At 69.6% G+C, this 7,962-nt stretch carries 7 protein-coding genes; 2 read left to right on the plus strand and 5 right to left on the minus strand.

Annotated features, from left to right (window positions below; genetic code table 11):
• Positions 1–505 precede the first annotated feature (505 nt).
• From ACZ54P_RS40650 to ACZ54P_RS40670, 5 genes are all read right to left on the minus strand, one after another.
• A complete protein-coding gene (locus ACZ54P_RS40650) occupies positions 506–1,294 on the minus strand; it encodes an ABC transporter permease (RefSeq protein WP_465466959.1) in 789 nt (262 codons plus the stop codon).
• Positions 1,291–2,241, minus strand: coding sequence for an ATP-binding cassette domain-containing protein (locus ACZ54P_RS40655; protein ID WP_465466960.1), 951 nt, complete (start codon positions 2,239–2,241; stop codon positions 1,291–1,293). The genes ACZ54P_RS40650 and ACZ54P_RS40655 overlap by 4 nt, the downstream gene beginning before the upstream one ends.
• 33 nt (positions 2,242–2,274) lie before the next feature.
• Positions 2,275–3,120 (minus strand): DUF4097 family beta strand repeat-containing protein, encoded by an 846-nt coding sequence (locus ACZ54P_RS40660; RefSeq protein ID WP_465466961.1) that lies wholly within the window; start codon positions 3,118–3,120, stop codon positions 2,275–2,277.
• Positions 3,121–3,172: 52 nt separating this feature from the next.
• Positions 3,173–3,691 carry a toxin-antitoxin system HicB family antitoxin gene (locus ACZ54P_RS40665; RefSeq protein WP_465466962.1) on the minus strand — a complete coding sequence of 173 codons (519 nt, stop codon included), beginning with the start codon at positions 3,689–3,691 and terminating at the stop codon, positions 3,173–3,175.
• Between the two features lie 159 nt (positions 3,692–3,850).
• Entirely contained in the window at positions 3,851–4,495 is a 645-nt protein-coding gene (locus ACZ54P_RS40670; protein ID WP_465466963.1) for a helix-turn-helix transcriptional regulator, read from the minus strand.
• A 92-nt stretch (positions 4,496–4,587) separates the two neighbouring features.
• Here ACZ54P_RS40670 and ACZ54P_RS40675 point away from each other — a divergent pair, with 92 nt between their 5' ends.
• Both ACZ54P_RS40675 and ACZ54P_RS40680 read left to right on the plus strand, forming a co-directional pair.
• Positions 4,588–6,828 (plus strand): ATP-binding protein, encoded by a 2,241-nt coding sequence (locus ACZ54P_RS40675; protein WP_465466964.1) that lies wholly within the window; start codon positions 4,588–4,590, stop codon positions 6,826–6,828.
• Positions 6,829–6,874: 46 nt separating this feature from the next.
• Positions 6,875–7,528, plus strand: coding sequence for a TetR/AcrR family transcriptional regulator (locus ACZ54P_RS40680; protein ID WP_465466965.1), 654 nt, complete (start codon positions 6,875–6,877; stop codon positions 7,526–7,528).
• Positions 7,529–7,962 lie beyond the last annotated feature (434 nt).

The following is a 7,962-nucleotide window of genomic DNA, read 5'->3' on the forward strand; positions in this document are numbered from 1 at the left end:
CAGGCTTCGGCACTGGGCGGTGGCGTGCCGAAGGTGTCGCGAAAGCCACTTTCGGGACATCACATGTCCTGAAAGTGGCTTTCGCGACACGAGCAGCGGGCGCCGCCTTCGCGAGAACACGCACCACATAGGTGCCGACCACGACACCTTTGCCCACTAACCCACAAGGCAAAGTTGGCGTGCCCTGGGGTCAGGCTTGGTGTTGCGAAAGCGGCTTTCGCAACACCTCCTTGAGAGCTGGGGAGGTTGGTCACCCCTGGCGGTGTGAGCGGGGAATCGGGAAGCGGGCATGTCCCCAATGCGGCATTGGAGACGGTCAGCACCCCCAATGCCACATTGGCGGCTTCCGGCCGCAGCGCGAGCCGACGCCCCCCTCGCAAAACCGCGCAAAGCACCCGAACCGGGCACCAAAGTCTTGCCGGCGATCAAAACATGTTCACCCGGACCTGACGACCCACGCCCCGGACCGGAACAGTTGACGTTCCGGCCCGGGGCCACCCCCGGCTCAGCGGTCGCGTTCCTTCGCGAACAGCGACTTCGACCACACATACCCCACCAGCGCGAGCACGGCGCACCAGCCGACGGCGAGCCAGCCGCTGCTGCCGATCGGAGTACCGAGCAGCAATCCTCGGATCGTCTCGATGACCGGGGTGAACGGCTGGTAATCGGCGAACCAGCGCAACCACGCCGGCATCGAGTCGGTGGGGACGAACCCGCTGCCGAGGAAGGGAAGCAACATGAAGATCATGGGTGTGTTGCTGGCCGTCTCCACGCTCTTGGCCGCCAGTCCCAGCGCCACCGACAACCAGGTGAGCGCGATAGTCAGCAGCAACAGCAGCCCGGCGGTCGCGAACCATTCACCGACACCGGCCGTCGGCGAAAAACCGATGAGCAGCGTCACCCCGAACACGACGGCGAGGGCGAACGCCGTCTGGATGAGCGCGCCGACGACGTGCCCGGTCAGTACCGAGGCCTTGCTGATCGCCATGGTGCGGAACCGGGCGATGATGCCCTCGGTCATGTCTGTCGCGACGGAGATGGCGGTACCGAGCGCGGCACTGCACACGGTGATGAGCAGGATCGCCGGTGTCACATAGCCGACGTATTCGGCACGGCCGCCCCCGCCGCCGAGCCCGTTTCCGAGTGTGCCACCGAAAACGTAGACGAACAGCAGCAGGAACACGATCGGCTGACCGACGAGCATGATGGTGAGTGACGGATAGCGTTGCATATGCCGGATGTTGCGGCGCAGCATGGTCGCCGAGTCACGCATCGACAGGGACAGGGTGGTCATCGGGCCAGCTCCTTGGTCGCTTCGGTCCGGTGACCGGTGAGGCTGAGGAACACGTCGTCGAGATCCGGGGTGTGCACGGTGAGGCTGTCGACAGCGACGGCTTCGGCATCGAGCCGGTCCAGCACGGCGCGTACGGCGGTGACGGTGCCGTCGGTCGGCACGCGGAGCGCCAGGGCCCCTTCGTCCGAAGTGGACACCTGAAGCGCACGGCTCGCGTCGCGCAACGCGACGGCGTCGGGGAATTTCAGCTGCATGTGTCCACCGGGGACGCGCCGCTTCAGTTCGTCGGGAGTGCCCAGTGCGACGACCCGGCCGCCGTCGAGGACGGCGACCCGGTCGGCGAGCTGGTCGGCCTCCTCCAGATACTGCGTGGTGAGGAAGATCGTCACGCCGCCGTCGACGAGGTCCCGGATGATCTGCCACATCGTGCGGCGGCTGCGCGGGTCGAGACCGGTGGTCGGTTCGTCGAGGAAGATGACCTCGGGGTCGCCGATCAGCGTCATCGCCAGATCGAGTTTACGGCGCATGCCGCCCGAGAACGTGGACGGCGTTTTCTTCGCCGCATCGGTCAGTTCGAACCGTTCCAGGAGTTCGGCGGCGCGTTGGCGCCCCGCACGGCGCGGCAGATGGTGCAGATCCGCCATGAGGAACAGGTTCTCCTCACCGGTGAGGAGATTGTCGACCGCGGAGAACTGGCCGGTGAGGCCGATGGCGGCGCGGACGCCGTCCGGATCGGTGGCGAGATCGGCCCCGGCGACGGTCGCCGTACCGGCGTCCGGGCTGACCAGGGTGGACAGGATGTTGACGGTGGTGGTCTTGCCGGCGCCGTTGGGGCCGAGCAACGAGAAGACGGTGCCGGGCGGGACATGCAGGTCGATGCCGTCCAGCACGACCTTGTCGCCGTAGGACTTGCGCAGTCCGGTCGCGGAAATGGCCGGGTGGCTCATGCGGATTCCCCCTGATGTGTATGGACCCGTGGGTCAGGAACGGCGGACGACGATGTCGCCGACGGAGGTACCCGCGTGGACTTCGACCTTGTCGGCCGCGGCCTCGGGACTGGTGGCGGCGTCCATCTCGTTGATGACGCGGCCGAAGCTGGTCTTCACGTCGAGCCAGGCGGCGCTGCCCTCGCGGATGCCGATCTCGACATCGCCCATCGAAGTCTCGAGGGTGAGTGTTCCCCTGGCGGCGTCGAGCACGCGGACGGAACCATTGGCCGTCTTGGCTTCGACGCCGGACTCGGCCTTGGTGACGGTGATGTCGCCGTTGGCCGAGCGGACGCGGATCGAGTCACCGGCCGCTTCGATCGTCGTGGTGCCGTTGGAGTTCTTGACCACGCCGGTGCCGTCGATCTCCCCGATGTGCACGCGGCCGGAACTCGTACTGACGTCGGCGTTGCCCGCCACGTGGTCGACGACGATGCTTCCGGACGCGGAGTGCAGTTTCAGTTCGCCGGTGTGATCGAACCGGAGGTGCCCGGTGCCGGTCTTGTAGCGGCAGGCGCCGAGCCGTCCGGTCGCGGTGAGGTCGCCGAGACCGGTGCTCCCCTGCACCCGGGAACCGGCGGGCAGTGCGATGGTGACGTCGATCGACCTCGTCCGGTTGGAGAAGTCGAGCAGGCGCATTTTCGGTGCTCGGACCGTGAGCGTGCCGCCGGAGTACTCGACGACGGTCCGCTTCGCGGCGTCCACGTCGGACTCGTTGTTCTCGTCGAGCGGAGCGACTTCGACGACCGTGTCCGTGCGGTCGCCGGCGATGACGCGGACGTTGCCGACGACCGGTTCGAGGTCGGCCAGAATGGGTTCCGGGGTGGCGAAAGTAGGCATGGTTGTCCCCTCAAAGGTGGTGTGATCGGTGTTTGTGCTGGTCGAGCGAGTGCTAGCTCACCCAGCCGGTGTAGCGCTGCGCGGCGCGACGACCGCCGCTCGCCGGGCCGGGCGTGGCGGGTCGTTCCGCGGGCCGCAGCGCGGCGGACGCGGCACGGACGAGCCACGCGTTGACCGAACGGCCCTGCGCGGCCGCGGCCTCCTCGACTCGCGCCTTCAGGTGTTCCGGCAGCCGGAAGTTGATCCGGGCCGTGGCCCCTTCTTCGTCCGGCGATGAAGCCATCGGGGGTTCCGGCGCCGATGCGGCGACGGGACCGGCGGGCTCGACCGTGGGCGGCGTGACGGCGAAGCTGGCTTCTCCGGCGCGCAGCCGGACTTCGACCGAACCGGGCGCGAGATCTCGCGTGATTTCGTCCGACGCGGCGGACAGCGCGTCCAGCAGCGCCAGGCGGATGGCCGACGCGAGCGGCGCGGTCAGGCGTTCGGCGAGGGCGCTCGCCTCGGGTCCGCCCGCTTCGGCGGCGACGGCGAGTTCCCGGCGAACGGTGTCCACGAAGGGCGTCAAATCCATGATGCCATCATGGCACCACTGTGGCGCCAACGCAAGGCCAAAGTGGTGCCATCCTGTGCCAAAGTGGCGTTTCCGCAGGTGGACGGGAGCGGCCTGCCGTCAGGTGTGGGGGTTCACCGAGACAGGCCGCTACCCGGGTACAAGCCGCGGAACGCGGCGTCAGATGAGGCCTTCGCGAAGCGCGTAAGCCACGACATGGGTGCGGTTGCGCAAGCCGAATCGGCTGAGCAGGCCGTGCAGGATGTTCTTCACGGTCCGATCGGAGTACGCCACCCTCCTGGCGATCTCGCCGGTGTCGTATCCCTCGGCGAGCAGCCGGAGCACCTCGGTCTCGCGCGGCGAGAGTCCGCTGAGGGTGATGTCGCGCGGTTCGAGAACTTCCTTGTGCAGCCGCGTAATTCCCCGCAGCAGGCGGCCGAGCTGATCGGCGGGGAGATCGCCCCGGCCGGCGTGGGCGTCGGCGACCGCGCGTTGCAGCCGCGCGGGCGTCGCCTCGGCTCGCGGGACGACGACGGCGAGGCCGCGTTCCATCGCGGCCCACAGGTCGGCCTGTTTCGGCTGATCCGCGACGAGCACCAGCCGGGCGGGCCCGGCCGGGATCCGGTGCGGCTCGGTTCCCGCGACCGCGACGAGGACGTCGGCCGTCTCCGGATCGTCCCGCAAGGTGATGCCCGGGCCGGAGCCGAGGGCGCTGCGCAGGCCCGCCCGGACGAGCGGGTCCGCGGCGTGCACCGCGACCCGGATCTCCCGGCGTTCCTCGGCCCGGACGTCCGCCCGTGCCGTCGTCGTCATGATCGTCGACATGGTTCCAGGTAACCGGCTCCGGAGAAGGTGGGACAAGCACAAGGAGGGGGCAGCTTTTCGTCACCGGAAGCCTGCCGGTTGAATGGAGCGCGGTGAAACCGGTGGAGACGGACGACAAGCGGTCGGTGTTCGGAAAGCTCCTGCTCGAACACCGGCGGGCCGCGGGGTGGACGCAGGAACGGCTGGCCGAGGCCTCCGGGCTCAGCGTCCGTGCCCTGCGCGAATTGGAACACGGCCGCGCGCGAGCCGCCCAGCAGCGCTCCGCCGAGGTGCTCGCGGACGCGCTCGGCCTGACCGAGAGTGACCGGGAGTTCTTCCTGACCGTCGCCAAACAGGGGCGCCGCCGGAACCCGGCGCTGGCCGCCCAGGCCGCGGCGACCTGCGCGCTGCCCGCTCCCCTCGCGGATCTGTGCGGCCGGGAAAGCGAATTGGCGCAACTGTCCGCGAAAGTCGCCGAGGGTGGCGGCGTGGTCGCGATCGTCGGACAGGCCGGGGTCGGGAAGACCGCGCTCGCGGCGACGGCGGCGGCCAGGGTGCGCGGGGACTTCCCCGACGGTTGTTTCGCGGTGAATCTGCGCGGGATGGACGAACAACCGCTGAGCGCCCGTGCCGCGCTCGACCGGCTGCTGCGCGCGCTGGACGTCGCGCCGGGACAGGTGCCCGCCTCCGAAAGCGAACGGTCGGCCTTGCTGCGGATGCTGCTCGACGGGCGGAAGGTCCTGCTGCTGCTCGACAACGCCGCCGACGAGGCGCAGGTCCGGCCGTTGCTGGTCACCGGGCCCGGCAGCCTCACCCTGATCACCTGCCGCCGCACGCTCGCCGGACTCGAGGGCGCCCGCTGGCTGGGGCTGGAACCGCTTTCGGACGACGGCGCGACCGGCCTGCTCGCCATGATCGTCGGTGCGGACCGGGTGCGCGCGGAGCCCGCCGCGGCGCGGGAACTCGTCGAGCTGTGCGGCTATCTGCCGCTCGCGGTCCGGATCGCGGGCAACCGGCTCGCCACCCGCCCGCAGTGGTCGCTGGCCCAGCTGGCCGACCGGCTGCGCGACGAAGGCACCCGGCTGCGCGCGCTCGCGGCGGGCGATCTGCAACTGCGCTCGGCGTTCGACCTGTCCTATCGCGCGGTTTCGGCCGGGGCGAGGCGGTTGTTCCGGCGGCTGGCGACCGTGCCGGGCGCCGACTTCGGGCTCGAACTCGCGGGCGTCGTGTCCGGCGCGGCCCCCGCCGACGTCCGTGAGCACCTCGACGAACTCGTCGACGCCAGTCTCCTGCAGACCACGGCCGAACCGGAACGTCACCAGTTCCACGACCTGATCCGCCTGTTCGCCGAGGAACGGTTCGAGGCGGAGGAGGATCCGTCCGCACGCGACATCGTGCTCGCTCACCTACTCGGCAAAGCGGCCGAGGCGGCCAGGTTGTTCTATCCCAAGGCGCCGGACACCGGCCGGTTCGGCTCGCGGGACGAGGTCGCCCGCTGGCTCGACGTCGAGGGCGACAACTGGGTCGCCGCGCAACGGGTCGCGGCGCGGCGAGGGTGGCACCGGGAGGTCAGCGAGCTCGCCGTCGCACTGCACTGGTACTCCGACGGGCGAAGCGGGCAGCGGCCGTGGTGGGAGATCTTCTCCCTCGGCGCGGCGGCGGCGAACGCGCTCGGCAACGCCGCGGACGAGGCGAAACTGCTCAACTTCGTCGGCTGGGCCTGCAATGTCTGCCTCGACGACGCCCAAGGCGCCGTCGAAGCGCACCGGCGCGCCCTCGACATCGCCACCCGGATCGGTGACCGCACCGAGCGGACCTGGGCGACGATCTACCTGGGTCAGGTGCTGCGGTATGCCGGGGAAGACGCCGAAGCGTTCGAATACGCGAAACGCGGGTACGAATCGGCGGGCGAACTGCCGTTCTGGGATGGGCAAAGCTCGGCTCGGAACGTCTACGGCCAGTCGCTGCTCGCCGCCGGGCGGCACGCCGAAGCGCTCGCCGTCCACCGTGCCGTACTCGCCGACGCCGAACGGCTCGCGGGCGACACGTACCCCGGCCTCCACCGGATACTGAAGGCACTGACCCTGCGCGCGATCGGGGACGTACTCGGCGGGCTCGCCGAATGGCGGGAAGCGGCCGGCTACTACCGCACCAGCCGGTGGCTCTCGTGGGAAGGCGGATTCGGCTCGATGGAGGCGATCTGCGCACTCCGCGAGGGACGCGCCTGGCGGGAAGCGGGCGCCTTCGAGGAGGCAAGGGAATGCCTCACCTTGGCCGTCGAGCTCTCCCCCGAGGCCGGTCTCCGCGCCCGGCGGGACCAGGCACTGGCCGAACTCGCGCTCCTGCCCGGGTGATCATGTCCTCGTGGGTAAGCTTCGGGCCGATGGAGCGGGAGGACCGATGAGGGACGGGGACGGGCAGAGCCCGCGGGAGCGCTACCGCGACCAGGTGCGCGCGGAGATCAAGCAGCACGCCTGGGAGCAGATCGCCACCGCCGGGGTCTCCGCGTTGTCGCTCAACGCGATCGCCAAACAGGTCGGCATGAGCGGCCCGGCCCTGTACCGGTACTTCGCCAGCCGCGACGAACTCATCACCGCGCTCATCCGCGACGCCTACCGAAGCCTCGCCGACACCGTCCGCGCGGCGTTCGACTCCGGCGCCGATCTGGCCGGACTCGCCGTCACCATCCGCGACTGGGCCCGGAGCGACCCGCAGCGCTACTTCCTCGTCTACGGCACGCCCGTCCCCGGCTATCACGCGCCGGAAGACACCACCGCCATCTCGAACGAGGTCATGACCGTCCTGCTCGAAGCGTGCGAAGCGATCACCGTGGCCAACCCGAAAACGAAAACCCCGTTCGACGCGCATTTGGACAGCCACCGCGAGTGGGCGGGCGACCATCCGGCCTCGTCCGCGACCCTGCATCGCGCGCTCGCCTTTTGGACCCGCCTGCACGGCGTGCTCTCCCTCGAACTCGCCGGGCACTTCACCGGGATGAAGTTCGACCCCGACCTGCTGATCGCGGACGAACTGGACGACCTCACCACGCGGTGACCGGCGTTTCGCCGAACCGATCACGTCCGCGATGAGTCGCCGTCCATGCCCCGGATCTTCTGGCCGGACTGGGTGCGACGGCCATCATCGGCGACGCGGTTTTTACGTTCCTACGCCGAGTTCGTTCCGCGTCGACGCTCGAGTCACTCGCCGGTGCGTGATCGTCACCGACCGGTAAGGCAAACGTGTCGTGTTGCGAGCGACGTCGGCTCGCGCCGCGGCCGGATGTCCCCAATGCCACATGGGGGACATGCCCGCCTCCCGATCCCCGCTCACACCGCCAGGGATGACCAGCCTCCCCAAGCCCTCAAGGAGGTGTCGCGAAAACCGCTTCCACAACACCAAGCCTGACCCCAGGGCATGCCACCTATGCGGTGCGCGTTCCCGCGAAGGCGACGCCCGCTGCCCGTGTCGCGAAAGCCACTTTCAGGACA

It is taken from the genome of Amycolatopsis sp. NPDC034160, assembly GCF_055575355.1.

Excerpts from the sequence above, each read along its gene's own strand:
- ACZ54P_RS40670 (WP_465466963.1), bottom strand. The coding sequence starts at position 4,495 with ATGTCGACGATCATGACGACGACGGCACGGGCGGACGTCCGGGCCGAG.
- ACZ54P_RS40660 (WP_465466961.1), bottom strand. The coding sequence starts at position 3,120 with ATGCCTACTTTCGCCACCCCGGAACCCATTCTGGCCGACCTCGAACCG.
- ACZ54P_RS40650 (WP_465466959.1), bottom strand. The coding sequence starts at position 1,294 with ATGACCACCCTGTCCCTGTCGATGCGTGACTCGGCGACCATGCTGCGC.
- ACZ54P_RS40655 (WP_465466960.1), bottom strand. The coding sequence starts at position 2,241 with ATGAGCCACCCGGCCATTTCCGCGACCGGACTGCGCAAGTCCTACGGC.
- ACZ54P_RS40680 (WP_465466965.1), top strand. The coding sequence starts at position 6,875 with ATGAGGGACGGGGACGGGCAGAGCCCGCGGGAGCGCTACCGCGACCAG.
- ACZ54P_RS40665 (WP_465466962.1), bottom strand. The coding sequence starts at position 3,691 with ATGGATTTGACGCCCTTCGTGGACACCGTTCGCCGGGAACTCGCCGTC.